Origin of the sequence: Microbacterium gawkjiense (assembly GCF_031932225.1) — a bacterium.
Lineage (GTDB): Bacteria > Actinomycetota > Actinomycetes > Actinomycetales > Microbacteriaceae > Microbacterium > Microbacterium gawkjiense.
On sequence record NZ_JAUZVV010000001.1, the window covers coordinates 885,355 to 908,140 of the forward strand.

General features: G+C 71.1%; 23 protein-coding genes. 8 read left to right on the forward strand and 15 right to left on the reverse strand.

Annotated elements, in window-relative coordinates; all coding sequences use genetic code 11:
• Nucleotides 1-75: 75 nt before the first annotated feature.
• A complete protein-coding gene (locus Q9S71_RS04250) occupies nucleotides 76-1,239 on the reverse strand; it encodes an acyl-CoA dehydrogenase family protein (RefSeq protein ID WP_311860725.1) in 1,164 nt (387 codons plus the stop codon).
• A 120-nt stretch (nucleotides 1,240-1,359) separates the two neighbouring features.
• Nucleotides 1,360-2,310 (reverse strand): M15 family metallopeptidase, encoded by a 951-nt coding sequence (locus tag Q9S71_RS04255; RefSeq protein ID WP_311860726.1) that lies wholly within the window; start codon nucleotides 2,308-2,310, stop codon nucleotides 1,360-1,362.
• Nucleotides 2,311-2,406: 96 nt separating this feature from the next.
• Here Q9S71_RS04255 and Q9S71_RS04260 point away from each other — a divergent pair, with 96 nt between their 5' ends.
• Complete coding sequence (locus Q9S71_RS04260; protein WP_311860727.1) at nucleotides 2,407-3,465, forward strand: Rv2578c family radical SAM protein; 1,059 nt, start codon at nucleotides 2,407-2,409, stop codon at nucleotides 3,463-3,465.
• Nucleotide 3,466: 1 nt separating this feature from the next.
• On the opposite strand, the gene Q9S71_RS04265 is transcribed toward Q9S71_RS04260, so the two are convergent.
• Both Q9S71_RS04265 and Q9S71_RS04270 read right to left on the reverse strand, forming a co-directional pair.
• Complete coding sequence (locus Q9S71_RS04265; protein WP_253035873.1) at nucleotides 3,467-3,892, reverse strand: GNAT family acetyltransferase; 426 nt, start codon at nucleotides 3,890-3,892, stop codon at nucleotides 3,467-3,469.
• Nucleotides 3,893-3,914: 22 nt separating this feature from the next.
• A complete protein-coding gene (locus Q9S71_RS04270) occupies nucleotides 3,915-5,930 on the reverse strand; it encodes a DEAD/DEAH box helicase (RefSeq protein WP_311860730.1) in 2,016 nt (671 codons plus the stop codon).
• 233 nt (nucleotides 5,931-6,163) lie between these two features.
• Here Q9S71_RS04270 and Q9S71_RS04275 point away from each other — a divergent pair, with 233 nt between their 5' ends.
• The gene (locus Q9S71_RS04275; RefSeq protein ID WP_311860732.1) at nucleotides 6,164-7,066 is read left to right on the forward strand and encodes an aldose 1-epimerase family protein; all 903 of its coding nucleotides are present in this window, start codon (nucleotides 6,164-6,166) and stop codon (nucleotides 7,064-7,066) included.
• A gap of 3 nt (nucleotides 7,067-7,069) precedes the next feature.
• Here Q9S71_RS04275 and Q9S71_RS04280 read toward each other — a convergent pair whose 3' ends face one another.
• The 3 genes from Q9S71_RS04280 to Q9S71_RS04290 all read right to left on the reverse strand — a co-directional run bounded on the left by Q9S71_RS04280 (nucleotide 7,070) and on the right by Q9S71_RS04290 (nucleotide 11,683).
• Complete coding sequence (locus tag Q9S71_RS04280) at nucleotides 7,070-10,363, reverse strand: efflux RND transporter permease subunit (RefSeq protein WP_311860734.1); 3,294 nt, start codon at nucleotides 10,361-10,363, stop codon at nucleotides 7,070-7,072.
• A gap of 86 nt (nucleotides 10,364-10,449) precedes the next feature.
• On the reverse strand, nucleotides 10,450-11,412 hold the full coding sequence (locus Q9S71_RS04285; RefSeq protein WP_311860736.1) for a DNA topoisomerase IB: 963 nt from the start codon (nucleotides 11,410-11,412) through the stop codon (nucleotides 10,450-10,452).
• A gap of 1 nt (nucleotide 11,413) precedes the next feature.
• A complete protein-coding gene (locus Q9S71_RS04290) occupies nucleotides 11,414-11,683 on the reverse strand; it encodes a DUF7218 family protein (protein ID WP_217529101.1) in 270 nt (89 codons plus the stop codon).
• Between the two features lie 185 nt (nucleotides 11,684-11,868).
• On the opposite strand from Q9S71_RS04290, the gene Q9S71_RS04295 reads away from it, so the two are divergent.
• A complete protein-coding gene (locus Q9S71_RS04295) occupies nucleotides 11,869-12,027 on the forward strand; it encodes a hypothetical protein (protein WP_164499361.1) in 159 nt (52 codons plus the stop codon).
• A gap of 100 nt (nucleotides 12,028-12,127) precedes the next feature.
• Here Q9S71_RS04295 and Q9S71_RS04300 read toward each other — a convergent pair whose 3' ends face one another.
• The gene (locus Q9S71_RS04300; RefSeq protein WP_311860740.1) at nucleotides 12,128-12,886 is read right to left on the reverse strand and encodes a MerR family transcriptional regulator; all 759 of its coding nucleotides are present in this window, start codon (nucleotides 12,884-12,886) and stop codon (nucleotides 12,128-12,130) included.
• A 136-nt stretch (nucleotides 12,887-13,022) separates the two neighbouring features.
• Between Q9S71_RS04300 and Q9S71_RS04305 the strand changes: the two genes are divergently transcribed.
• Together Q9S71_RS04305 and Q9S71_RS04310 are read left to right on the forward strand one after the other, a co-directional pair.
• A complete protein-coding gene (locus tag Q9S71_RS04305; protein WP_217529097.1) occupies nucleotides 13,023-13,874 on the forward strand; it encodes a DUF4097 family beta strand repeat-containing protein in 852 nt (283 codons plus the stop codon).
• Nucleotide 13,875: 1 nt separating this feature from the next.
• On the forward strand, nucleotides 13,876-14,478 hold the full coding sequence (locus Q9S71_RS04310; RefSeq protein WP_311860743.1) for a PadR family transcriptional regulator: 603 nt from the start codon (nucleotides 13,876-13,878) through the stop codon (nucleotides 14,476-14,478).
• A 1-nt stretch (nucleotide 14,479) separates the two neighbouring features.
• Here Q9S71_RS04310 and Q9S71_RS04315 read toward each other — a convergent pair whose 3' ends face one another.
• A complete protein-coding gene (locus tag Q9S71_RS04315; RefSeq protein ID WP_311860744.1) occupies nucleotides 14,480-15,040 on the reverse strand; it encodes a universal stress protein in 561 nt (186 codons plus the stop codon).
• Nucleotides 15,041-15,186: 146 nt separating this feature from the next.
• On the opposite strand from Q9S71_RS04315, the gene Q9S71_RS04320 reads away from it, so the two are divergent.
• Nucleotides 15,187-15,396, forward strand: a complete 210-nt coding sequence (locus tag Q9S71_RS04320) for a DUF3073 family protein (RefSeq protein WP_064003512.1) — start codon at nucleotides 15,187-15,189, stop codon at nucleotides 15,394-15,396.
• 16 nt (nucleotides 15,397-15,412) lie between these two features.
• Here the strand turns inward: Q9S71_RS04320 and Q9S71_RS04325 are convergent, their stop codons facing one another.
• Genes Q9S71_RS04325 through purM form a run of 3 tightly spaced genes read right to left on the reverse strand, consistent with a single transcriptional unit; the run spans nucleotide 15,413 to nucleotide 19,255 of the window.
• Nucleotides 15,413-16,645: an MFS transporter gene (locus Q9S71_RS04325; RefSeq protein ID WP_311860746.1), complete on the reverse strand. Its 1,233-nt coding sequence runs from the start codon at nucleotides 16,643-16,645 to the stop codon at nucleotides 15,413-15,415.
• 18 nt (nucleotides 16,646-16,663) lie between these two features.
• Nucleotides 16,664-18,127: an amidophosphoribosyltransferase gene (gene purF, locus Q9S71_RS04330; protein ID WP_311860747.1), complete on the reverse strand. Its 1,464-nt coding sequence runs from the start codon at nucleotides 18,125-18,127 to the stop codon at nucleotides 16,664-16,666.
• Nucleotides 18,128-18,136: 9 nt separating this feature from the next.
• Nucleotides 18,137-19,255, reverse strand: a complete 1,119-nt coding sequence (gene purM / locus Q9S71_RS04335; protein ID WP_311860748.1) for a phosphoribosylformylglycinamidine cyclo-ligase — start codon at nucleotides 19,253-19,255, stop codon at nucleotides 18,137-18,139.
• An 88-nt stretch (nucleotides 19,256-19,343) separates the two neighbouring features.
• Here purM and Q9S71_RS04340 point away from each other — a divergent pair, with 88 nt between their 5' ends.
• Nucleotides 19,344-19,955, forward strand: coding sequence for a hypothetical protein (locus tag Q9S71_RS04340; RefSeq protein ID WP_064003508.1), 612 nt, complete (start codon nucleotides 19,344-19,346; stop codon nucleotides 19,953-19,955).
• Nucleotides 19,956-19,962: 7 nt separating this feature from the next.
• Here the strand turns inward: Q9S71_RS04340 and Q9S71_RS04345 are convergent, their stop codons facing one another.
• Genes Q9S71_RS04345 through Q9S71_RS04355 form a run of 3 tightly spaced genes read right to left on the reverse strand, consistent with a single transcriptional unit; the run spans nucleotide 19,963 to nucleotide 21,448 of the window.
• Nucleotides 19,963-20,283: a hypothetical protein gene (locus tag Q9S71_RS04345; protein WP_064003507.1), complete on the reverse strand. Its 321-nt coding sequence runs from the start codon at nucleotides 20,281-20,283 to the stop codon at nucleotides 19,963-19,965.
• A gap of 22 nt (nucleotides 20,284-20,305) precedes the next feature.
• Entirely contained in the window at nucleotides 20,306-21,058 is a 753-nt protein-coding gene (locus Q9S71_RS04350; RefSeq protein ID WP_311860749.1) for an HtaA domain-containing protein, read from the reverse strand.
• A 36-nt stretch (nucleotides 21,059-21,094) separates the two neighbouring features.
• Nucleotides 21,095-21,448, reverse strand: a complete 354-nt coding sequence (locus Q9S71_RS04355; RefSeq protein WP_311860752.1) for a sterol carrier family protein — start codon at nucleotides 21,446-21,448, stop codon at nucleotides 21,095-21,097.
• A 44-nt stretch (nucleotides 21,449-21,492) separates the two neighbouring features.
• Here Q9S71_RS04355 and purD point away from each other — a divergent pair, with 44 nt between their 5' ends.
• Nucleotides 21,493-22,764, forward strand: a complete 1,272-nt coding sequence (gene purD, locus Q9S71_RS04360; protein WP_311860755.1) for a phosphoribosylamine--glycine ligase — start codon at nucleotides 21,493-21,495, stop codon at nucleotides 22,762-22,764.
• Nucleotides 22,765-22,786 lie beyond the last annotated feature (22 nt).

A 22,786-nucleotide genomic window follows, 5' to 3' on the forward strand; every position in this document is an offset into this window, starting at 1 on the left:
CCGCGCCGCCGAGGTCCCGATCGGGCCGGGTAACCGCGCGGGTTTTCCGTCCCGATCGGGACCTCGGTCGTCGGGTCAGCGCTTACCGGCGATCCGGCGCGACACGATGTCGCGCATGATCTCGTTCGTGCCGCCGTAGATGCGGTGGACGCGGGCGTCGAGGAAGGCGCGGGCGATCGGGTACTCCATGATGTAGCCGTAGCCGCCGTGCAACTGGACGCAGGCGTCGAGCACCTCCCACTCGCGCTCGGTGGCCCAGAACTTGACCTGAGCGGCATCCTCGGCGGACAGCTTGTTCTCGCCGTAGAGGGTGATCGCGCGGTCGACGTAGGCCCACAGCGCGTCGACGGTCGTCACGAGGTCGGCGAGGGTGAAGCGCGTGTTCTGGAAGTCGATGATCCGCTGACCGAACGCCTCGCGGTCCTTCGTGTACGCGACCGTCCACTCGACGCCCGCCTGCGCGGCCGCGGCGCCCGCGACACCGATCGACAGGCGCTCCAGCGGCAGGTTCATCATGAGCTGGATGAAGCCCTTGCCCTCTTCGCCGCCGATGAGGTTCTCGTCCGGGACGAAGACGTCCGTGAAGCTGAGCTCGGCCGTGTCGTGGCCGTGGAAGCCCATCTTGTGCAGCTTCTTGCCGTGGTCGAAGCCCGCCATGTCGGCCTCGAGCAGCAGCAGCGAGAAGGCGTCGGGCCGGTTGCCCTCGCCCGTCTTCACGAACACGACGAAGATGTCGGCGGTGGCGCCCGACGAGATGAAGGTCTTCGCGCCGTTGACGATGTAGCCTCCGTCGGTCTTCTTCGCGGTCGTCGAGATGCCGCGCAGGTCCGATCCCGCGCCGGGCTCGGTCATCGCGAGCGCACCGATGATCTCACCGGTCGCCATGCGGGGGAGCCAGGTCTCCTTCTGCTCCTGCGTGCCCATGTGCACGAGGTAGGGCACGGCCAGGTCGTCCTGGATGCCGAAGGCGCCGGCGAGCGATCCCGCACCGGCCCGGATGACCTCTTCATTGACGATCGTGCGGAAGCGGTAGTCCTGCAGCATCCCCGCGCCGCCGAACTCCTCCGGCACGCTGAGCCCGATCACACCGGCCTCGCCGGCCGCGCGCATCGTCGCCCGGTCGATCTCGCCGGCGGCATCCCACTGTTCGCGCTTCTCGTTCGTGACGTAGCGCTTGATGAACTCCTTGATAACGTCGCGGAACGCTTCGTGGTCCTCGTCGTAGATGTTCCGCTCCATGTGCGGACCCCCTTCGTGTCGGCGCGACGCTGCGCTCGTGGGCGGCGTCGCCACCCTCCACTGTACGCGCGCCGTGGGATCGGATGCCAGGGTGAGCGCGACTGAGTTCCGCGGCGTGCCTCAGCCGTAGTCGGGGGCGGGCTCGAGCCCGAAGAACTCCTCGAGGGTGTGGAAGCCCCCGTCGGCGTAGGCGCCGGCCAACTCCTGACCGATGAACCGCAGGTGCCACGGCTCGGCGGAGTAGCCCGTCGTCGCGGTGCGTCCCTCCTCGTAGCGGACGATGAAGCCGTACCGCCAGGCGTTCTCGGCGATCCAGTCCGACTGCGGGGTGCCGCCGAAGCCGTCATGGTCGCCGCATCCGGAGTCGCATGCCACGACGTCCACGGCGAGTCCCGTCTGGTGCTCGCTGTGGCCGGGGCGTGCGCTCCGGAGGTCGGCGGCCGCCTTGCCGCGCATCGAGACGTAGCGGTTGTACGTGTCGACCTGGAAGTCGTAGGGGCGGAACCCGCTGCTCACCCCGATCGTGCCCGCCGCGGCCCGCACGTCGGCCGAGAGCTCGTCGAGCGCCGCCGCCGTCTCGTCGAGCAGCCACCCGCCCGCCACGATCCGGGTGTCCTGCGGACGCGCCTGCGGTGTGGGCCAGTAGTCGATCGGATCGAGGGGATGCCGCTTGTTCGCGACCACCCAGAGGCGCCCCGCCTCGTGCAGGTCGACGCAGGGGGCCGCGCCGTCGGCGATCGCCGCGCGGAACGGTTCGGCGCCGCCGAACGCGGCGATCACGTCGCGGTCGGAACCGTTCTCGAGCGCCACGGTCACGGCATCCGTCTCGCACAAGGCCGGTTCGGCCTCGGGTGTCTCCGGCGTCGGCGTCGGTGTGCTCGCCGGCGCGGACGAGGGCGGAGCGGGGGTGGATGCCGGTTCGGCGACGGCGTCGTCGGGGGCGAGGGCGCGCGGGAGGACGACGACGAGGGCGATGATGAGCGTCGCGACGAGGGCGAGCAGGACGACCGCGCGGCGCTGGCGTCGCCGACGGAGCACCCGCCGCCTCGCGGCGCTCCTCGACTCTGACACGTGACCATTGTCCCAGGCCGGGGAGTGCGTCCTCGATGTTCTACTCTCCCGGGCGCGGCATTGACTCCTTACTCGTATATGTGTTCGACTGGGGAGATGCGGTGGCAGGGGCAGGACATCTCGACGGTCGATGAGGCCGCCCTGCCCGGGCTCGAGTCGATGGGCGGTCTCGTCCGCTCCGTGACGACGCCGGAGTTCGCCGGGATGACGTTCCACGAGGTGGTCGCGAAGTCCGCGCTGAACCACGTGCCGAGCGGTTCCGCGATGCCGTTCTCGTGGACCGTGAACCCCTATCGGGGCTGCTCACATCGTTGCGTCTACTGCTTCGCTCGGCAGACGCACACCTACCTCGACCTCGACGCCGGGGCCGACTTCGACTCGCAGATCGTCGTGAAGGTCAATGTGGCGGAGGTGCTCGCGCGGGAGCTCGCCAAGCCGTCGTGGCGGCACGAACCGGTCGCCCTTGGTACGAACACCGATCCGTACCAGCGGGCCGAGGGCCGCTATCGGCTGATGCCGGGCATCATCGACGCCCTCGCCTCGAGCGGCACGCCGTTCTCGATCCTCACGAAGGGCACGCTGCTGCGCCGCGACCTGCCGCAGCTGACGGATGCCGCGACCCGCGTCCCGATCCACATCGCCATGTCGATCGCGATCCCCCACGAACCGTTGCGCCAACTCCTCGAGCCGGGGGCACCGTCGTTCCAGGCACGGCTCGACACCGTGAAGGCCGCGACGGATGCCGGCTTCTCGGTGACCGTGTTCCTCATGCCGATCGTGCCGCACCTGACCGACGGGGTCGACGTGCTCGACGACGCGATCGCGCGGATCGCGGCATCCGGTGCGCGCCGGGTCGTCTTCGGCGCCCTGCACCTGCGGCCGGGCGCGAAGGAGTGGTTCTGGCAGTGGCTGGAACGCGAGTGCCCGGACCTCGTGCCGGCCTACCGCGGCCTGTACCCGGGCGTCTCGGTCTCGGCGCCGAAGGGGTACCGCTCCTGGCTGTCCGCGCGGGTGCGTCCGCTGCTGCGGAAGCACGGACTGCACGGCAGGCTCGAGGAGGAGGACGCTCCCCCGCGCGGGCTCGGCCCGGTGCGGACCACGGGTCCGGTCATGAAGACGGCGACGCGCGAGCAGGCGGCAGCGATGCTCTTCTGAGTCAGTCGTCGGGGATGAGGCGCTTGCCGAGGACGGAGGTCGCGTCGCGGGCGTAGCCGATGCCGTCGTAGAACTCCGCGACCGCGTCGTTGCCCTCGCGGACCATGAGCATCACCTTCGGGCAGCCGAGCGCTTCGAGCCGTCGCTCCGCCTCGGCCACCAGCATCCGCCCGATCCCCTCGCCGCGCCGGTCGGAAGCCGATGCGAGGTAATACAACCAGCCGCGGTGTCCGTCGTACCCGGCCATGACCGAGCCGACGACGCGGTCGCCGTCCGCCGCGACCAGAAGGAGGTCGGGCCAGACGGCGCGGGCACGCGCGATGTCGCGGTGCGGGTCGTTCCACGGGCGGGTCAGGCCGGCGTCGTGCCACAGGGACACGACCGCGTCGACGTCGGGATCACCGAGCGGGCGGATGACGAGCGGCATCCGCCCACCCTAGTGACACTGCTCAGGCGTCGACGTTCGCGGCCTGACGACCCGTGATCTCCTCGAGCACGTCATCGCCGATGCGCGCCTCGTCGAAAGGCGCATCGATCTCGGCGCGCTCGAGCATCTCGGTCATGCGCCGACGACGCTGACGCGTGATCAGCGTGACGACCGTGCCCGCGCGGCCCGCGCGACCGGTGCGGCCCGAGCGGTGCGTGTACGTCTTGTACTCGTCGGGAGCGTCGGCCTGGACGACCAGGTCGATGTCGTCGACGTGGATGCCGCGCGCCGCCACATCCGTCGCGACCAGCACGTTGACCTTGCCGTCGGTCAGGCGCTGCAGGTTGCGGGTCCGCTTGGCCTGGTTGAGGTCGCCGTGCAGGGCGACGGCGGCGATCCCGGCATCCTCGAACTGCTCGACGAGCATCTCGGAGTACGCACGGGTCCGCGTGAAGACGAGCGTCTTGCCGTCGCGGTCGACGAGCGAGGTGAGGATCTCGGCCTTGTCGCGGTGGTCGATCACGAGGACGCGGTGATCGATCGTGCTGGTCTCCTGCGTCTCGCCCGCAACCTCGTAGACGGCCGGGTCCACGAGGAACTCGTCGACCAGAGCAGCGACCTCGCGGTCGAGCGTGGCGGAGAAGAGCAGCTTCTGCGCGTCGTCCTGCACGAGGCGGAGGATCCGCTGCATCGGCTCGAGGAAGCCCAGCTCGCTCATGTGGTCGGCCTCGTCGAGGACGACGATCCCGACCTCGGACAGGTCGAGCTTGCCCTGCTTCTCGAGGTCCTCGATGCGGCCCGGGGTGCCGATGACGATGTCGACGCCCTTCTTCAGCGCGCCGACCTGGCGGCCCTGCGGGACGCCGCCGTAGACCTGCGTCGTGAAGAGGCCGACGCTCTGCGCGAGCTCCTGCACGGTGCGGTCGATCTGCAGCGCGAGCTCGCGCGTCGGCGCGAGGATCAGCGCCTGCGGCGAACGGCCCCACGCGCGGCGCTTGCCGGCCTGGCCCCGCAGCACACGTTCGACGAGCGGAGCGCCGAAGGCGATCGTCTTGCCCGAGCCGGTGCGGCCACGGGCGAGGACGTCACGGCCCTCGAGGATCGGACGGACGGTGGCCGCCTGGATCGGGAACGGGCTCGTGGCGCCGAGACCTTCGAGGGTGCGCACGATGTTCTGGCCGAGCCCGAGGTCGGCGAACGACGCCTGCTCGACGGATGCGGCATCCACCGCTTCGGCCTGGAGACGCTCGTGCACGACGTCGACGTGTTCCTGGTGCGCCTTCGACTTCTCGGCGGCGTTCCAGTCCGACCGGTTCGCGCGTTCGTCGCGACGGGGCCGGTCGTCCCGGCGGGGGCGGTCGTCGAACGAGCGCGCGGTGCGGTCGGCGCGGTCGAAGCGCGGGCGCTCGGTCCGGCCAGTACCGCGGAATTCGCGTGCGTCACGGCCGTTTCCGGCGTCACGGGGGGCGCGGCGGTCAGAATCTCCGCGGTCGTTGCCACGGTCGGCGCGGTCGAAGCGGGGGCGCTCGGTCCGGTCGAACCGCGCACGATCGTCGCGCTCGGGGCGGCCGTAACCGCGGACATCCTGCCCATCCCGACGCGAATCGGCCCCACGGGGGCCCCGACGATCGAAATCTCCGCGGTCGTTGCCACGCGCGCGGTCGAAGCGCGGGCGCTCGCCACCGGCGCGGTCGAAACGCGGGCGCTCGCCACCGGCGCGGTCGAAACGCGGGCGCTCCGCCCCACCAGCACGGTCGAAGCGCGGGCGCTCGCCACCGGCGGCGCGGTCGCCGCGGGCGTGCGAGCGGATGCCGCGGGCCTCGGCCCGGCCGGCGCGGTCCTGCTCGGTCCAGCGGCCCTTCGCGGGTGCCGAATCCTCGGCGGCGCGGAAGCCGCGGTGCTTGGGGCTCTTGCTGCCGGCGGTTCCGGCGGAGGCCTGGCCGGGGCGGCGCTTGGCGTCCTGGTAGGAGGTCTTCTTGCCGTAGCGGGGCTCGAAGTTCTGCGCGCGGCCGCCGGCCGGCTTCTTGTTCTTGGGCATGCGTGTGCTTTCTGGGTTCTCGCACGAAACAGCGCCGTGCGCGCACGCACGGTGAGACCCGGACTTCCGTCGGCCGGGGGCCATTCCAGTTACTGGTTCCGAAACCGCGGATCGGGTTTCGAGATCGGCCCCGAGGACTACACAGGATGCCCGCGCACAGCGCGGTGTCCTCCGCCGACGGGTCCACGATACCCGGCCCACCTGGGAACCCGCCGCGCCGATACGCTGACCGCATGGCCGCCGATCCCACCGGAACCCGCTTCGCCCTCCGCGCCGCCGACGTCTCGGCCGAGATCACCGAGGTCGGTGCCGCGCTGCGGGCGCTGCGCGTCGGCGGCGTCGACCTCGTCCCTGACTACCCCGACGACGCGCCGACACCCGCGGCATCCGGCATCGTCCTGGTCCCCTGGCCCAACCGCATCCGCGACGGCCGCTGGGAGGACGACGGCGAACTCCGCCAGCTCGCGATCACCGAGCCGAAGCTCGGCAACGCGTCGCACGGGCTGCTGCGGTTCGCGTCGTACCGGGTGGAGGAGCAGACGGATGCCGCGCTCACCCTGCGGGCCGACGTCGTGCCGCAGACGGGGTACCCGTACCACCTCGCCACCCGCGTGACCTATCGCCTCGGCGAGCGCGGCATCCGGGTGACCCACGAGATCACGAACATCGGCGACGGCGACGCCCCGGTCGCCCTCGGGACGCACCCGTACTTCCGGATCTCCGACGTCGACACCGCCGACCTGTCGCTGCAAGTCGAGGCGCAGACCTGGTTCCGCCTCGACGATCAGAGCATCCCGGTCGCCGAGGAGCCGCTCGACGACGAGCACGACCTCCGCACGCCCCGACGCGTCGGCGACCTGTCGCTCGACGTCGCCTTCGCGGGACTCCCCCGCCGCGACGGACGGATCCATGCGCACCTGATCGCCCCGGACGGGCGCCGCCTCACGGTGTGGGCGGGCGAGGGATTCGAGTACGTGCAGGTCTTCACGACCGACCGCTTCCCTGGGCACGACCTGGCCGTCGCGATCGAGCCGATGACGGCGCCGGCCGACGCATTCAACTCCGGCCGGAGCCTGCGACGTCTCGCCCCCGGCGAGAGCTGGACGCTCGAGTGGGGCGCCGACCTCGTCGGCTGACCCTCACTCCTCGCGCCGCGGCTCCTCGTCGGACGCCTCCGGCTCCTCGACCGCCGGCGCCTCGACCGCCGGGATCTCGATGTCCGGGGCCTCCTCGATCACGAGCGCCGTGTCGACGGCGGCCGCGCCGGTGACGACTCCCGCCGAAGCCGCGGCATCCCGACGCGCGCGTCGCGTGAGCGGCGCCTCGGTCGCGGTCGCGGCGGGAACGACGTCGCCGCGCTTGGCGGCGCGACGCTCCTTGGCGCCCTCGACGAGGTTGTAGAGCGCGGGCAGCACGAGCAGGGTCAGCACGGTCGACGACACGAGTCCGCCGATGACGACGATCGCGAGCGGCTGCGAGATGAACCCGCCGTGCCCCGTGATCCCGAGCGCCATCGGCGTGAGCGCGAAGATCGTCGCGAGAGCCGTCATGAGGATCGGCCGCAGTCGGCGCGCACCGCCGGCGAGCACCGCCTCGGGCGTGGACAGACCCTTCTCGCGGTACTGGTTCACGAGGTCGATGAGGACGATCGCGTTCGTGACGACGATGCCGACGAGCATCAGGACGCCGATGAGCGACGCGACGCCCAGCGGCACACCCGAGACGATCTGCAGCAGGATGGCGCCGGTCGCCGCGAACGGCACCGAGACGAGCAGCAGCACCGGCTGCCGCAGCGACTTGAAGGTCGCGACCATGACGATGTAGACGATGAGGATCGCCGCGAGGATCGCGAGTCCCAGCTGCGCGAAGGCGTCCTGCTGCTGCGTCACGACCCCGCCGATCTCGGCGTCGGCGCCCTGCGGCAGGTCGACGTCGGCGAGGGCGGTGGTGACGGCCGCGTTCGAGGCGTTCAGGTCGTCGGTGGCGGGGGTGACGGTGACGGATGCCGTGCGCTGACCGCGCTCGCTGGTGATCGACGACGGTCCCTCGGACTGCTCGACGGTCGCCACCTCGTCGAGGCGTACGAGGCCCGACGCGCTCGCGATCTCGAGCGAACGGAGTTCGTCGATCGTCTGCGGGATGTCGGCCGCCTTCAGGTACACGGTGAGCGACGCGTCGTCGATCTCGACGGTGCCGATCTGTCGCGGCTGCATGGTGTTCGACACGAGCCCGCCGACGGCGACCTCCGACAGGCCCAGCTCGGCCGCCTTGTCGCGGTCGACGGCGACCGAGACGAAGGGGAGGGATGCCGAGAGGTTCGAGTCGACCTGCTCGATGCCCTTCGCGTCCCGCAGTGCGGCGACCACCGCGTCGGTCGCGTCGCGCAGCACGCCGGCGTCCGGCGCGGTGACGTCGACCTCGATGTCGGTCGAGCCGAAGCCGCCCTGCGCCGCCGAGACGACGACCTCACCGGCATCCGGCAGGTCGGCGACGGCCTGCTGCACGTCGGTGCGGATCTGCTCCTGGTCGGCGTCGGGGTCGGTCGTGATCGAGTAGGTGATGCCGGTGCCGCCGCCCGAGAACGCGTCGCGGAGCGCCGAACCGCTCGAGCCGATCGAGGTCTGCACCGTCTCGATGCCGTCGATGTCGAGCAGGACCTCCTCGACGCGCTTCGCGGCGGCGTCCTGGGTCTCGAGGCTCGCGGTGTCGCCGACGTTCTGCGTCACGGTGAAGGTGTTCTGCCCCGAATCGCCGAGGAAGTTGACCTTCATGAGCGGGGCGGCCAGGACGGTGCCGCCGAGCACGAGGACGGCGAGCAGCAGCGTCACCACCGAGTGCTTCAGCGTCCAGCGCAGCACCGGCAGGTACGACGTCTGCAGGCGGCTCGGCGGCGCGGCCGGATCCTCGGGGTCGATCGCTCGACCCGCGGCATCCGTCACCGGCTTGCCCGGTCGCAGGAACCAGTACGCGAGCACGGGCACGATGGTCAGCGCGACGAAGAGCGACGCGAGCATCGCGATGGTGACCGTCAGCGCGAAGGGGCGGAAGAGCTCGCCGGTCAGGTCGCCGACGAAGGCGATCGGCAGGAAGACGGCGACGGTCGTGAGGGTGGAGGCCGTGATGGCGGCCGCGACCTCGCGGACGGCGAGGAGGATCGCCTGCAGCTTGTCGGCGCCGCCGACGTAGTGCCGCTTGATGTTCTCGATGACGACGATGGAGTCGTCGACCACACGGCCGATCGCGATCGTGAGGGCGCCGAGGGTCAGGATGTTGAGCGAGTACCCGAAGGCCTGGATGCCGATGAACGTGATGAGCACGCTCGTCGGGATCGAGATGGCGGTGACGAGGGTCGAGCGCACCGACAGCAGGAAGATCAGGATGACGACGACCGCGAACGCGAGCCCGAGGAGCCCCTCCTGCGCGAGCGCCTCGATCGACTGCTCGATGTAGGGCGCCTGGTCGAAGACGACCGTGATCGTCGCGCCGCTGCCGATGTCGTCCTGCAGCGCGCCGATCGCGTCGCGGACGAGGTGCGAGACGTCGACCGTGTTGGCCGCGGGGAGCTTCGTGATCGACACCGTGAGCGCGGGCTTGCCGTCGACGCGCGAGATCGAGGTCACCGGGTCGGTGTCGAGGACGACGTCGGCGACGTCCCCGACGGTGACCTTGCCGGCGGCGAACTGGTCGGCGTCCGTGGGGACGAGCGGGAGCGCGGCGATCTCGTCGATGGAGTCGAGCTTCGTGCCGGTCTGCACGGTGAGGGTCTGGTCACCCTCGTCGATCGTGCCGCCGGGGAACAGGACGCCGTTCTGGTCGAGCGCGTCGGTGATCGCGGTCTGCGTGTACCCGTCGGCGGCGAGCGCGGCCTGGTCGGGGGTGATCGTCACCCGCGAGGTCTGCCCGCCGACGATCTGCGCGGCGGCGACTCCGTCGAGGTCCTCGATGTCGGGGACGACGGCGTTCTCGAGCCGTGTCTGCACCTCGGTCGCGTTGTCGTATCCCGTGACGGCGAGCGCGATGACGGGGAGGTCGTCGGTCGAGAAGGCGAGGACGCTCGTGTCGAGACCGTCGGGCAGCGTGTCGTCGATGCGGTTGATGGCCTGCAGGATCTTCTGCTCGGCGGTCGCGAGGTCGGTGCCGTAGGCGAAGGATGCCCGGATGATCGACGCGTTCGTCGTGCTCGTCGACGACGTGGACTCGAGGTCGGGGACGGCCTGGATCGCCTGCTCGATCGGCGTCGAGACGTCGTTGTTGACGACGTCGGGGGATGCGCCGGGGTACGTGGTCAGGATCGACAGCTGCGGCAGCTGGATCGGCGGGATCAGCTCCTGCTTGAGGCTCGTGAGGGCCAGTCCGCCGAAGATCGCCGCGACGATCGTGATGAGGGCGATGAGCGCGCGGTTCTTGAGGCTCAGGACAGCGAGGTTCGACAACGGAGGCCCATTTCCACGGTGCAGGTGAGGGATGCGGGGGTGCGCGTCAGTATTTCACGGCACCCCACCCGCGGGGGTGGGAGGGGTCAGGTGAGGATGAGCGTCCGGATGGCGGATTCGGGCGACACGGTGGTGTCGAGCAGGATGCCGCGACGGTAGCGGTCGAACACGCGCGGGTCGATGTACGAGCTGCGCGCGACCGACGGGGTGTTGCCGAGCGTCTTGGCGGTCACCTTGACCGCGAGGACCTCGGCGCGTTTGAGGTCGGACTTCTTCGTCGAAGGCCCGATGCGGGCGAGGGCGTCGGCGGCGGTGATCGTGCCCCGCAGGGTGCGGAAGTCCTTCGCCGTGAACGTCCCCCCGGTCATCGACCGGACGTAGAGGTTGACGTCCCGGGGCGTGAGGGCGACGCGGCGACGCCCGCGGAGGTAGGCGAGCAGCGGCGAGCTCGGCCTGCCCGCGACGAGCAGCTCCACGGCCGCGGCGAGGTCGGGGTCCTCGACCTCCATCTCCTGGCGCTGGCCGCTCTTGCCCGGGAAGCGCAGCGCGACGACGGTGCCGTCGACGACGGCGTCCCGGCGCAGCAGCGTGGTGAGGCCGCGGCTGCCGTGCTTGACGAGGTAGCGTTCGGCTCCCACGCGCGGCGCGGCGAGGTCGAGCAGCCGGAAGGCGGCCGCGAGCACGCGTTCCTGGTCGATGTCCTCGCGACGGATCGACGTCGTGACGCGTCCGCGCGCCCGCGGCAGCGCCTCGGCGAGCTGCAGCGCCCGGGCGTACTTGCCCTTGTCGCGTCCCGCCGTCCACTGCGGGTGGTAGCGGTACTGCACCCGCCCCGCCTCGTCGACGCCGGTCGCCTGGATGTGCCCGTTCGGGTCCGAGCAGATCCACACGTCCTGCCACGCGGGCGGCAGGACGAGGGCGCGCACGCGGTCGGCCTCCGCCTTGGGGAGGGGGTCGCCGTCGGCATCCACGTACCGGAAGCCGGTCCCGGAGCGCAGCCGGCGGTACCCGACATCGGTGCCGGGTCGCACCCGCTTGAGCCGTGGCACGTCAGTGCGATCGGAGCATGTCGATGAGGTCGGCCTTGCGGGCGTGGGAGTACCCGCGGATGCCGAGCTCCTTCGCGCGGCCGCGGAGGTCCGCCACGGTCCAGTCCTCGTAGTCTCCGGACGCGCCGCCCCGGCGGCCCACGGCGCTGCGGCCGTCGCGCGCGGCGGCGTTGGAGATGCGGGCCGCCTTCTCCTTCGAAGCGCCGTCCTTGCGGAGCTCTTCGTAGAGGTCGGGGTCCTTCAGGCTGTTCGAGCCGCGTCCTGCCGGCATGGTGCATCCGCCTCACGTCATCCGTGCGGACAGGGATCGCCCGCGTCCGGCCACGTTATGTCACCGCCCGCAGCGCCTGTCAAGGGCCTGATCCGCCTGGGAGAACGCTGATAGCAATGGGTACGACGCACACCCGCGTCACCCCCGCTCCGGCGGACAACGGAGACAAACAGAGGGAGCCTCCAATGAACCTTGCACTCATCATCATCATCGTGATCGCCATCGTGCTGGCGATCGTGGGTGGCATCACGGAAGGTCTCCAGTTCCTGCTCTGGGTGGCCATCATCGTGGGTGTCATCGCGCTGATCGCCTTCTTGCTGCGGGTCCTGCGCAAGAACACCTGATCGTCTGACGCGCACCCCCAGGCGCGTCAGCGGCGCTCGCCCCCACGAGCGCATCGAGGCCCCCTCCCGATCTCGGTCGAGGGGGCCTCGTCACGTCCGCTCACGACCGGTCGAGGTGGTGGCGCAGCGCGTCCCGGACGAACGTCGCGCCCGCCGTCCCGCCGTAATTCGCACCGAAGCGGTCGTCGGCCACGTACATGTCGGCGAGGCCGAGCACATATCCGCGGAGGTCGCCGCCGTCGGCGGCGGGCGTTCCGGGGATGCTCTCGAGCCACGCGATGTGCCGCGCGGCGAGCTCCTGCGCCTTTTCGGAATCGGGACGGATGCCGCGGCCCGCCGCGTCGCTCCAGTCGGAGGTCAGCTGCGCGCTGCGCTCCATCCAGCCCTTCTTCTCGTCGGCCGACATCCCGCGCCACCAGGCGTCGGAGCGCGCGTACGCGTCGGCGCCCCAGCGTTCGGTGACCTCCTCGCGGTGCACGGTGTGGTCGAAGCCGTCGAACATGTTCTCGGCCATGGGTTCCTCTCCTCTTCTCCTCGCGTCGAGGGTCGATGCGACGGCGGCGATCTGCCGGTCGATGCGCGCGCGTTCGGTCTCGAGCCAGCCCAGGTGGGTGGCCAGCGCCGCGGTCTCGTCGACGTCTTCGGCGAGGACCTCGGCGATGCGGGGCAGACCCAGCCCGAGCTCGCGCAGCAGCAGGATGTGCTGCAGGCGGCGCAGGGCGGCGGCGTCGTAGAACCGGTAGCCCCCGGTGCCCGTCCGCGTCGGCGACAGGAGTCCGACCTGGCCGTAGTGGCGCAGGGTGCGGCTCGTCGTCCCCGCCAGGCGGGCGAGTTCCTGGATCGACCATTCACGCGTCATGACGACCACGCTAGAAGTTGACGCAGCGTCAAGGTCAAGCTCTCGTTGCACATCGGTGTCGACAATTCGAGATATATCGTGTTACCGTACCTGCAACGCGATATATCTTGATTCGCGATCGACCGCAGGAGACAACATGACTCTCGAGAAGTGGCTGGTCCAGCCCGGGGAGACCCGCGTCATCGACCTCGACGGCATCCGTCGGCTCAAGGTGGGACTCGTCGGCGGACAGATCGACGTCGTCGCCCACGACGAGCCCGGCGTCCGCATCGAAGTGCACTCCGTCACGCAGAAAGAACTGCGCATCGAAGCCCGTGACGGTGCAGTGGAGATCGACCACGCACAGCTGCGCTGGGACAACTTCCTGTCGTCGTTCCGCAACTTCGGCAGCGGCGGACCGCAGGCGGAGGTGAGCATCGCGGTTCCGCGCGAGATCGCCCTCACCCTCGGCGTCGTCAGCGCGAGCGCGCTCGTGGCGGGGCTCGTCACCGACGCGAAGCTCAACACCGTGTCGGGTGACATCATCGTCGACGGCCTGACGGGCGACGTGACGGTGAACTCGGTCTCGGGCGACGTGCAGATGCGCGACCTCACCGGCACGCTCAACGCCAACGCGGTCTCGGGCGCGATCACCGCGGCCGGCACGATCCGCACCGCGTACGCCGACACCGTCAGCGGCGCCGTCCTCATCGACTCGGTCGGACCGACCCAGAACGTCTCGTTCAACACGGTCAGCGGCGCCGCGACCCTGCGCCTCGATGAGGCCGTGGCGGCGAAGTACACCCTGCGCACGGTCAGCGGGAAGCTGAGCGTCGACGGGATCGACCGGTCCCAGAGCGGGATCGGCTCGACCTACTCCGGATCGGTGGGCGAGCTCAGCGGCTCGTTCGCGGAGGTCCGCGCCAACACCGTTTCGGGCGACGTCTCCGTCATCCGACGCGTCGCCTCGGCGATCACCGACCCGACCCCCGCGGCAGAGGAGTACTGAGATGCCCCCCGTCTTCTCCCACGGCGACCTGCGCCTCTACCTGCTGAGTCTGCTCGACGAGGCGCCGCGCCACGGGTACGACCTCATGCAGGCGCTGTCCGACCGCACCGGCGGCACGTACACCCCCAGCGCCGGCACGATCTACCCCCGCCTCTCGAAGCTCGAGGAGGAGGGTCTCGTCACCAAGACCGTCGACGGCCGCAAGACCGTCTACGAGATCACGGATGCCGGTCGCGCCGAAGTGGCGTCGCGCTCGGGCGACCTCGCGGGCATCGAGGCCGGCCTCGCGGACAGCGTCCGTCTCATCGCCGACGAGGTGCGCGCGGGCGTGCGGGAGGCCATGCGCAGCCTGCAGGCCGACCTGGCCGCGGCATCCGCTGCGCCGAGCCGACCCGCGGCACCCTCATCTGCCGACCCACGCGCGGCGGCACGCGAGCAGGTGCGACGGGCCGACGAGCTGCTCGCCGAGTTCCGTGCCGGTCTGCGAGCCGACCTGCGCGGTCACGTCGCCCGCGGCGGCGACCTCGCGGCATCCGTCGTCGACGACCTGAAGACCGCGCTCGACGAGACGGCCGAGGCCGTCCGGAGCGCGATGCGCAACTGACTCAGCTGCCGGGCCAGAGCTCCTCGGGCCATTCCTGCCGGTCGCGCCACGGGTCCTCGTCGTCCTTCACGGGCTCCCCCAGGGGGACGACGAGGACGGGGCGCGGCTGCCGGTGCGCGAGGCGTGCCGCGACCGACCCCGTGAAGAACTCCCGGATCGAGTCGCCGATGCCGCGCTTGCGCGTGCCGACGACGATGAGACGGGCCTCGGTGCGCTCGGCGAGGTCCTTCATCGCCAGCGCCGGGTCGCCCGCCAGCATCTCGAGCGACCACGCGACGTCGATGCCCGACAGCGCCGCGGTGGCCTGGTCGCGCAGCTGGGCCTCGAGCGCTTCGCTCGGGATCGCGTCGAGGTTGATCGGCGCCGTGTGGACGTAGCCGTCGGGATCCTCGTACGAGACGAACCGGGTGATGTCGACGTGGGCGATCAGTAGGGCGGCGCCGTGGAGCCGGGCATACTGCGCGGCTTCGCGGAGCACGCGGGCCGGCTGCCCGGGCACGATCCCCGCGATCACGGGGCGATGCGGACGGCGGGTCTGCGGCTGCGATACGGCATCGGACATATCGGATCACCCTTCCTGGATCCCCGCCGCGAGGGCGGTGGGAACGCTCCGTGGTACCCTGAATGCTACTCTTCCCGGCCATTGCCGGACTGTGACTCGTCGGGCTGCCGGACCAAGCCCGCACTCGTGAAATGAGGGGGTTACGCATGGGGCGTGGCCGTCAAAAGGCGAAGAACACCAAGATCGCCCGTGAGCTGAAGTACGACACGTACAGCTTGAACATCAACGCGCTCGAGCGTGAGCTCGGCGCGCCCGGTGACGAGCAGTACGAGGACAAGTGGGCCGACCAGTACGCCGACGAGGACGACGAAGAAGACCCGTCGGCCGCGGCCCCGGCATCCTTCGAGAAGGCCTGACCTCTCGCTCGTCCGCTCACCACGAACCGTGGCGCTGTTCCCACTCCTGTTCGACCGTCTTCCGTCGCGCGATCACGACGCCCGCCGGCACGGCGAGCAGTGAGATCGCGAGGAGCATGACCAGCGGCACCGTCCACGATCCCGTCGCATCGTGGATGAGGCCGACCCCGATCGGCATCAGCATCGTCACGCCGTAACCCAGGCTCTGCGCGAACGAGCTCAGCGCGACCGTCGCGTCGTGCGTGCGCGTGCGCAGCCCGACGGACGTCAGGACGAGCGGGAACAGCAGTGGCAGGATGCCCAGCAGCGTGACCCAGAGCCAGGGGGCGGATGCCGGGGCCACCAGCAGCCCGCCGGCGCCGAGCACCCCCGAGGCCGAGGCGACAATGAACAGCGGCAGAACGACGCCCCGCCGGGCGACGAGCACCGGCACGACGAGCGACGCGGGCAGCCCGATCAGCGCGAAGAGCGACAGCAGCGTGCCGGCGACCTGCGGCGTCACGCCCGCCGTGTCGACGAGGATCTTCGGCAGCCACGCGAACGACGTGTAGGCGACGGCGCTCGAGACGAAGAAGGTGACGGCGAGCGCCCAGGCGGTGGGCAACCGCCACATCCGCCCGAACACCCGTGTGCTCACGGGTTCGAGGTCCACCTCGGCGAGGGCGGCGCGGCGGGCTCGCAGCGCGAGCACGATCCAGGGGGCGAGCCCGGCCAGGGCGAAGACCGCCCAGAGCCCCAGCGACGTGCGCCACCCCGCGGCATCCGCCACGGGCACCGCGACAAGCGGAGGCACGAAGGTCGAGATCGCCATCATCGTCGAGTAGACCGTGGTCATCAGGCCGATGCGGTCGGGGAAGTACTTCTTGACCAGCGCGGGCAGGAGCACGTTGCCGACCCCGACCCCGGCGAACACGAGCGCCGAGCCGAGCAGCAGCCCGTATGCATCGCTGGCTGCCGCGCGTGCCACCAAGCCGAGGGCGACGGCGCCGAGTGCGACGAGCGTGGTCCGCTCGAGCCCGAAGCGACGCTCGAACCCCGAGGCGAGGAGGCCGAACACCGCGAAGCACAGCGGCGGCACGGTCCCGATCAGGCCGAGCACCGCGGCGGGAAGGACGAAGTCCTCGCCGATCGCATCGAACAGCGGCGAGAGCGACGCGACCGCCGAGCGCAGCGAGAACGCGAGCAGGACGATGCCGACGACGGCGAGGATCCGACCACGACGCACGGCGAGGGGATCGGGGGACGTCACCGATTCAGCCTAGGCGGCTCAGGACTCCTGGGTGCCCTCGACCCAGGCGAGGTACTCGTCGCTCACCGTGCCGGTGACGTACCGACCGTCGAAGCAGCTCATGTCGAGGTCCTCGACGTCGGGCGCACCCTCGAGGATCGCGGCCTTCAGGTCGGCGATCTCCTGGTACACGAGGTAGTCGCAGCCGAGCTCCTCGGCGATCTCGGGGATCGTCCGGTTGTATGCGACGAGCTCGTGACGCGACGGCATATTGATGCCGTACACGTGGGGGAAGCGGATGGGCGGGGCGGCCGAGGCGAAGGTCACCGAGGTGGCCCCGGCATCCCGTGCCATCTGGATGATCTCGCGCGAGGTGGTCCCGCGCACGATCGAGTCGTCGATGAGGAGGACGTTCTTGCCCTTGAACTCGGTCGACATCGCGTTGAGCTTCTGGCGCACGCTCTTCTTGCGGATCGCCTGGCCCGGCATGATGAACGTCCGGCCGATGTAGCGGTTCTTGTAGAAGCCCTCGCGGTACTCGATGCCGAGCTTGCGCGCGACCTGCATCGCGGCGGGACGCGAGGAGTCCGGGATCGGCATGACGACGTCGATCGAGCCCTCGGGGGTGTACTTCGCGATCGTGTCGGCGAGGCGCTCGCCCATGCGGAGGCGGGCCTCGTAGACCGAGATGCCGTTCATGACCGAGTCGGGACGGGCGAGGTAGACGTACTCGAACGAGCAGGGCACGAGCTTGGGGTTCGGCGCGCACTGCTTCGTGAAGAGGTTGCCGTCGAGATCGATGAAGACCGCCTCGCCGGGCTCGACGTCGCGGACGACCTCGAAGCCGCCGTTCTCGAGGACGAGCGACTCGGAGGCCACGGTCCACTCGTACCGGCCGTTCTCGGCCCGGCGGGTGCCGAGGATCAGCGGACGGATGCCGAAGGGGTCGCGGAAGGCGAGCAGACCGTACCCGGCGATCAGGGCGATGGCGGCGTACGAGCCCTCCACGCGCTGGTGCACGCGCGTGACGGCCTCGAAGATCTGCTCGTGGTCGAGCTCGAGCCCCGAGATGACGGCCTGCAGCTCGTTCGCGAGGACGTTGACGAGCAGCTCGGTGTCGGAGCTCGTGTTGAGGTGCCGGCGGTCGGTGCGGAAGAGCTCCTCGGTGAGCTCGCGCGTGTTCGTGAGGTTGCCGTTGTGGACGAGGACGATGCCGTACGGGGCGTTCACGTAGAACGGCTGCGCCTCCTCCTCGTTCGAGGCGGTCCCCTTCGTCGCGTACCGCACGTGACCGAGGCCGATCGTGCCGAGGAGCGAGCGCATGTCACGGGTGCGGAACGCCTCGCGCACCATCCCGCGGTTCTTCGCGATGTGGAAGATGCCACTCGACTCCGCTGTCGCGATGCCGGTCGAGTCCTGTCCGCGGTGCTGCAGCAGCAGCAGTGCGTCGTAGACCTCCTGGTTGGCGGGTCCCTGTCCGACGACGCCGACGATTCCGCACATGGGTGTAGCTCAGTCCGTTTCTGCGTAGGAGCCGACGAGACGGACCGCGCCGCCGTCGACGCCCTTCGCGCCCTGCTCGTAGTCGCCGGCCGGCAGTGCCGCATCCGACACCGTCCCGACCTGCCAGGTGTGGATGCCCTCCGCGGAGAGGGTGGATGCCGCGGCGTCGGCGGCCTCGGCCGACACGACGGCGAGGAAGCCGATGCCGAGGTTCCAGGTGCCCTCGGTCTGCTCGAGCGACAACCCGCCGATGTCGGCGAGGACGCGGAACACGGGCGGGGGCGACCACGTGGCGCGGTCCACGTCGACCCACGTGCCGACGGGCAGCACGCGGGCGAGGTTGGCCGCGATGCCGCCGCCGGTGACGTGGCTGAGGGAGTGGATGGCGCCCGGGTGCGCGTCGATCGCGCGCAGCAGCGGCGACGTGTAGAGGCGCGTCGGCTCGAGGAGCTCCTCGCCCCACGTGCGACCGAAGTCGGCGGCGTTGTCGCCGTACCCGATGCCGGCGTTCGCGATGATGTGGCGGATCAGCGAATAGCCGTTGGAGTGGGGACCGCTCGAGGCGAGCGCCAGCACGACATCGCCCGAACGCACCCGGTCGGCGCCGAGGACGGCATCCGCTTCGACCACTCCCGTCGCCGCTCCCGCGACGTCGTAGTCGTTGACGCCGAGCAGGCCCGGGTGCTCGGCCGTCTCGCCGCCGACGAGCGCCGTGCCGGTCGCGGCGCAGCCGTCGGCGATACCGCGGACGATGTCGGCGATGCGCTCGGGGAAGACCTTGCCCGTCGCGATGTAGTCCGTCATGAAGAGCGGCTTCGCGCCGACCACGACGATGTCGTCGACGACCATGCCGACGAGGTCCTGGCCGATCGTGTCGTGCTTGTCGAGGGCCTGCGCGATGGCGACCTTCGTGCCGACGCCGTCTGTCGAGGTCGCGAGCAGGGGCTTCGTGTACCCGAGGAGGGCCGAGGCGTCGAAGAGGCCGGCGAAACCGCCGACGCCGCCGAGGACTTCGGGGCCCTGGGTGCGACGGACGGCCGATTTCATCAACTCGACGGCGAGGTCCCCCGCCGCGGTGTCGACGCCGGCAGCGGAGTAGGGATCGGTGGGAGTCGAGGCCACCCGCACAGCCTACCGGCCCCCGGACGCCGCCTGCTTCCGCCGCGGAGGCGACGCGGAGCGGACGGGGACCACAGGCGAGCCATAGGATGGCGCCATGAGCGGGGCTGAGCGGCCCGAATGGGTGGTGCGGGAGGACGCGAGTACGACGGTGCTCGTCGCCTTGTTCGTGCGCCAGGCACTCGGCATCCGTGCCCCCGAAGAGCTGCCCCACCTGCGGGGAGCCCCCGCGGCACCGCCCGCCGGCGATGACGACGACGCCCGCCTGCTGCAGCGGCAGTGGCTCGCGTACTGGGCGATGGCGGTCGAACCGCAGGCGCACCCCTCGCCCGTGCCTCTCGATCTCGTCGACGGTTACGAGACGCTCGCCGTGCTCCCCGTCGACGGTTTCGACGAGCTGCGCGCCGCCATGGCGCCGCTCGCCGACGATGCCGTCGCCTTCGCGCGGTGGGCCGCCGATCGCTACACGATGCAGGCGCGGGCCGGATCGGCGAGCAGCTACCGGGCCTACGCGAGCGCGATCGCCGAGCACGAGCGCCGCGTCGGCCGCCGGGCGCACTCGTTCGAGCTGAACGTGCAGGTGCTGCCGCTCACGCAGCGCGGCGTCTGGTGGATCGGCTCACTGACGATCGCCGTCACCGACGGCCTGCGCGGCGACGTCGCGGCGTTCGATCCGGCGATCCAGCCGATCATCGCCGAGCTCGCCTGAGGCGGGCTCAGTCCTCGGAGCCCTCGACGCGCTCGCGCTCGATGCGCACGGTGCGGTGCTTCTTGCCGAGTACTCGGTCGAAGACGAGCGCGACGACCGCGCCGACCGCGATCCCGGCGGGCACGCACCACAGCAGCAGGAAGCCGAATACCTGGCTCTGCGAGTAGCGCGCTCCCGTGCTCTCGCTGATCGCTCCGTCGCCGAACGCGAACGTCAGGATGAGGGCGACGAGGATGCCGAGGGCCGCCCCGACGGCGAAGAAGGCCGCGAACCGCGGGGTGCGCCGCAGCTCGGCGGACTCGACGTGCGTTTCGGAGTGCTCGGCCATGCTTCCATTGTCCACCCCCGCCTCAGGGGAGCGGGTCGCCGACGGTCTCCGGCTGGGCGGCGCGGGCGCTGTTGCGCTTGCGCCGCTGGACCGATCCGACGGCGAGGACGACCGTCACGGTCGCGGCGATCCCGACGACGATGAGCGGGACGAGGATGCCGGGGGCCGCGGCATCCTGCTCCTCCTCCTCGACGACCGCCGTGTCGGCGATCGTGGTGCAGTCCGCGGTCACGGTGAGATCGAGGTCCCCGAGGGTGCCCGCCCAGAGCAGGTCGGAACCGTCGGCGGTCGCGTCGGTCTGCGCGTCGACGCCGTCGAGGTTCATGGTGTCGCCCGATTCCGAGACGGCGACGGCGCGGAGGTCGACCTCGGCGAGCGCCGCTTGAGGGATCAGTTCCGTCCCCTCGGGCTGCACGTCGAACAAGAGGGTGCCCGAGCCGCCGTCGATCACGAGGGTTGGGGCGGACAGCGTCGTCTCGACGCCCGCGGCGCTCGTGTAGGCGACGGTCCCGTCGAAGCTGAGGCTGCCGGAGGGGCGGACCGGCTCGAGCACGCCGGCGCCGCCGTCGAACGTGAGGATGCCGCCCTCCGCCGAGATCGCACCGTCGGTCCGCAGCTCATCGGCGCCGGAATCCCAGACGGCCGTCGCCTCGGAGACGACGCACGAGGGCGCCGCGGCGTTCGCGGGTCCCGTGGGAACGAGGACGACCGCGGCCGCACCGATCAACCCGGTGACGAGGGGACGTGTGACGCTCCGGGGGTGCCGTGCCTGCATGGGGATCCTCTCCGCAGGCGATGGTACCGGGACAGGTCAGGGCCGGAGCGGCAGCAGCCCGTCGAGGTTCGCCCGGACGCCCGACGCCCGGACGGTGCCGGCGGTGACGGCGTCGGCCCAGGCGACCTGTCCGGTTGCGAGAGCGATCCAGGTCGCGGCATCCGTCTCGATCACGTTCGGCGGGGTGCCGCGCGTGTGACGCGGTCCCTCGACGACCTGCACCGCGCCGAACGGCGGCACACGGACCTCGACGGAGTTGCCCGGCGCCTTCTCGACCAGCAGCTGCAGCAGGTAGCGGACCGCCATCGCCGTCTCGGGACGTGTCGCGGTGCCGGCGGCGACGGCCGCGAGGGCGTCGCGTCCGTCGCCGGTGCTGATCATGCGGGCCATGGCAGCCACCGTAACGCGCGCAGGCCGGTCGGTAGGCTGGCGGGGTGAAGATCCTGGTCCTCGGCTCGGGCGCGCGCGAGCACGCCATCATCCTCGCCCTCGCCGCCGAAGGCGCCGGGCACGAGATCTTCGCGGCCCCCGGCAACGCCGGCATCGCCGCCGACGCGAGGATCGTCCCCGGGCTCGATCAGAACGACCCCGCGGCCGTCACCGGCTACGCGAACGAGGCGGCGATCGACCTCGTCGTCATCGGCCCCGAAGCCCCCCTCGTCGCCGGCGTCGCCGACGCGCTGCGCGAGCGCGGCATCCCCGTCTTCGGTCCCGGCAAGGCCGCCGCGCAGCTCGAGGGCTCGAAGGCGTTCGCGAAGCGGATCATGGATGCCGCGGGCGTCCCGACCGGTCGCGCGGCGCGCGCGCACACCCGCGACGAGGTCGCCGCGGCGATCGACGAGTTCGGCGCCCCCTACGTCGTGAAGGCCGACGGACTCGCCGCCGGCAAGGGCGTCATCGTCACGTCCGACCGCGACGCGGCGCTCGCGCACGCCGACACCTACTTGCCGAGCGGTCCCGTCCTGGTGGAGGAGTTTCTCGCCGGCCCCGAGGTCTCGCTCTTCTTCGTCTCCGACGGCGACAGCGTGCGGGCGCTCAGCCCTGCGCAGGACTTCAAGCGCGCGTACGACGGCGACGAGGGCCCGAACACAGGCGGGATGGGCGCCTACTCGCCGCTCCCCTGGCTCGGCGAGCGGTTCGGCGGCGAAGACGCGTTCGTCGCGCAGGTGACCGCCGAGGTGGCCGAGCCCGTCATCCGGCAGCTGGATGCCGAGGGCACCCCTTTCATCGGGCTGCTCTACGCGGGCCTCATCCTCACCGAGTCCGGCGTCAAGGTGATCGAGTTCAACGCCCGCTTCGGCGACCCCGAGACGCAGGTCGTCCTGGCGCGTCTGCGCAGCCCGCTGTCACGCCTGCTGCTGGCGGCGGCCAGCGGCACGCTCGAGTCCGAGCCGGCCCCCGAGTTCTCCCTCGAGGCCGCCGTCACCGTCGTCCTCGCGAGTGAGGGCTACCCGGAGGCGCCGCAGACCGGCCGCGCGATAGAGGGGACGGATGCCGCGGCATCCGTCGACGGCGTGCACCTGGCCCACGCCGCGACCGCCACCGCCGACAGTGCGCTCGTCGCCACCGGCGGGCGCGTGCTCAATGTCGTCGCGGTGGGCGCCGACCTCGCCGACGCGCGCGAGCGGGCGTACACCGCCCTCGAGCGCATCACCCTCGAGGGCGGGCACTACCGCCGCGACATCGCCGCCCGCGCCGCGGGCTGAACCCCGCGCGCGCCACCGAGCG

Excerpts from the sequence above, each read along its gene's own strand:
- Q9S71_RS04250 (WP_311860725.1), bottom strand. The coding sequence starts at position 1,239 with ATGGAGCGGAACATCTACGACGAGGACCACGAAGCGTTCCGCGACGTT.
- Q9S71_RS04260 (WP_311860727.1), top strand. The coding sequence starts at position 2,407 with ATGCGGTGGCAGGGGCAGGACATCTCGACGGTCGATGAGGCCGCCCTG.
- Q9S71_RS04265 (WP_253035873.1), bottom strand. The coding sequence starts at position 3,892 with ATGCCGCTCGTCATCCGCCCGCTCGGTGATCCCGACGTCGACGCGGTC.
- Q9S71_RS04270 (WP_311860730.1), bottom strand. The coding sequence starts at position 5,930 with ATGCCCAAGAACAAGAAGCCGGCCGGCGGCCGCGCGCAGAACTTCGAG.
- Q9S71_RS04275 (WP_311860732.1), top strand. The coding sequence starts at position 6,164 with ATGGCCGCCGATCCCACCGGAACCCGCTTCGCCCTCCGCGCCGCCGAC.
- Q9S71_RS04290 (WP_217529101.1), bottom strand. The coding sequence starts at position 11,683 with ATGCCGGCAGGACGCGGCTCGAACAGCCTGAAGGACCCCGACCTCTAC.
- Q9S71_RS04295 (WP_164499361.1), top strand. The coding sequence starts at position 11,869 with ATGAACCTTGCACTCATCATCATCATCGTGATCGCCATCGTGCTGGCG.
- Q9S71_RS04300 (WP_311860740.1), bottom strand. The coding sequence starts at position 12,886 with ATGACGCGTGAATGGTCGATCCAGGAACTCGCCCGCCTGGCGGGGACG.
- Q9S71_RS04305 (WP_217529097.1), top strand. The coding sequence starts at position 13,023 with ATGACTCTCGAGAAGTGGCTGGTCCAGCCCGGGGAGACCCGCGTCATC.
- Q9S71_RS04310 (WP_311860743.1), top strand. The coding sequence starts at position 13,876 with ATGCCCCCCGTCTTCTCCCACGGCGACCTGCGCCTCTACCTGCTGAGT.
- Q9S71_RS04315 (WP_311860744.1), bottom strand. The coding sequence starts at position 15,040 with ATGTCCGATGCCGTATCGCAGCCGCAGACCCGCCGTCCGCATCGCCCC.
- Q9S71_RS04320 (WP_064003512.1), top strand. The coding sequence starts at position 15,187 with ATGGGGCGTGGCCGTCAAAAGGCGAAGAACACCAAGATCGCCCGTGAG.
- purF (WP_311860747.1), bottom strand. The coding sequence starts at position 18,127 with ATGTGCGGAATCGTCGGCGTCGTCGGACAGGGACCCGCCAACCAGGAG.
- Q9S71_RS04340 (WP_064003508.1), top strand. The coding sequence starts at position 19,344 with ATGAGCGGGGCTGAGCGGCCCGAATGGGTGGTGCGGGAGGACGCGAGT.
- Q9S71_RS04345 (WP_064003507.1), bottom strand. The coding sequence starts at position 20,283 with ATGGCCGAGCACTCCGAAACGCACGTCGAGTCCGCCGAGCTGCGGCGC.
- Q9S71_RS04350 (WP_311860749.1), bottom strand. The coding sequence starts at position 21,058 with ATGCAGGCACGGCACCCCCGGAGCGTCACACGTCCCCTCGTCACCGGG.
- Q9S71_RS04355 (WP_311860752.1), bottom strand. The coding sequence starts at position 21,448 with ATGGCCCGCATGATCAGCACCGGCGACGGACGCGACGCCCTCGCGGCC.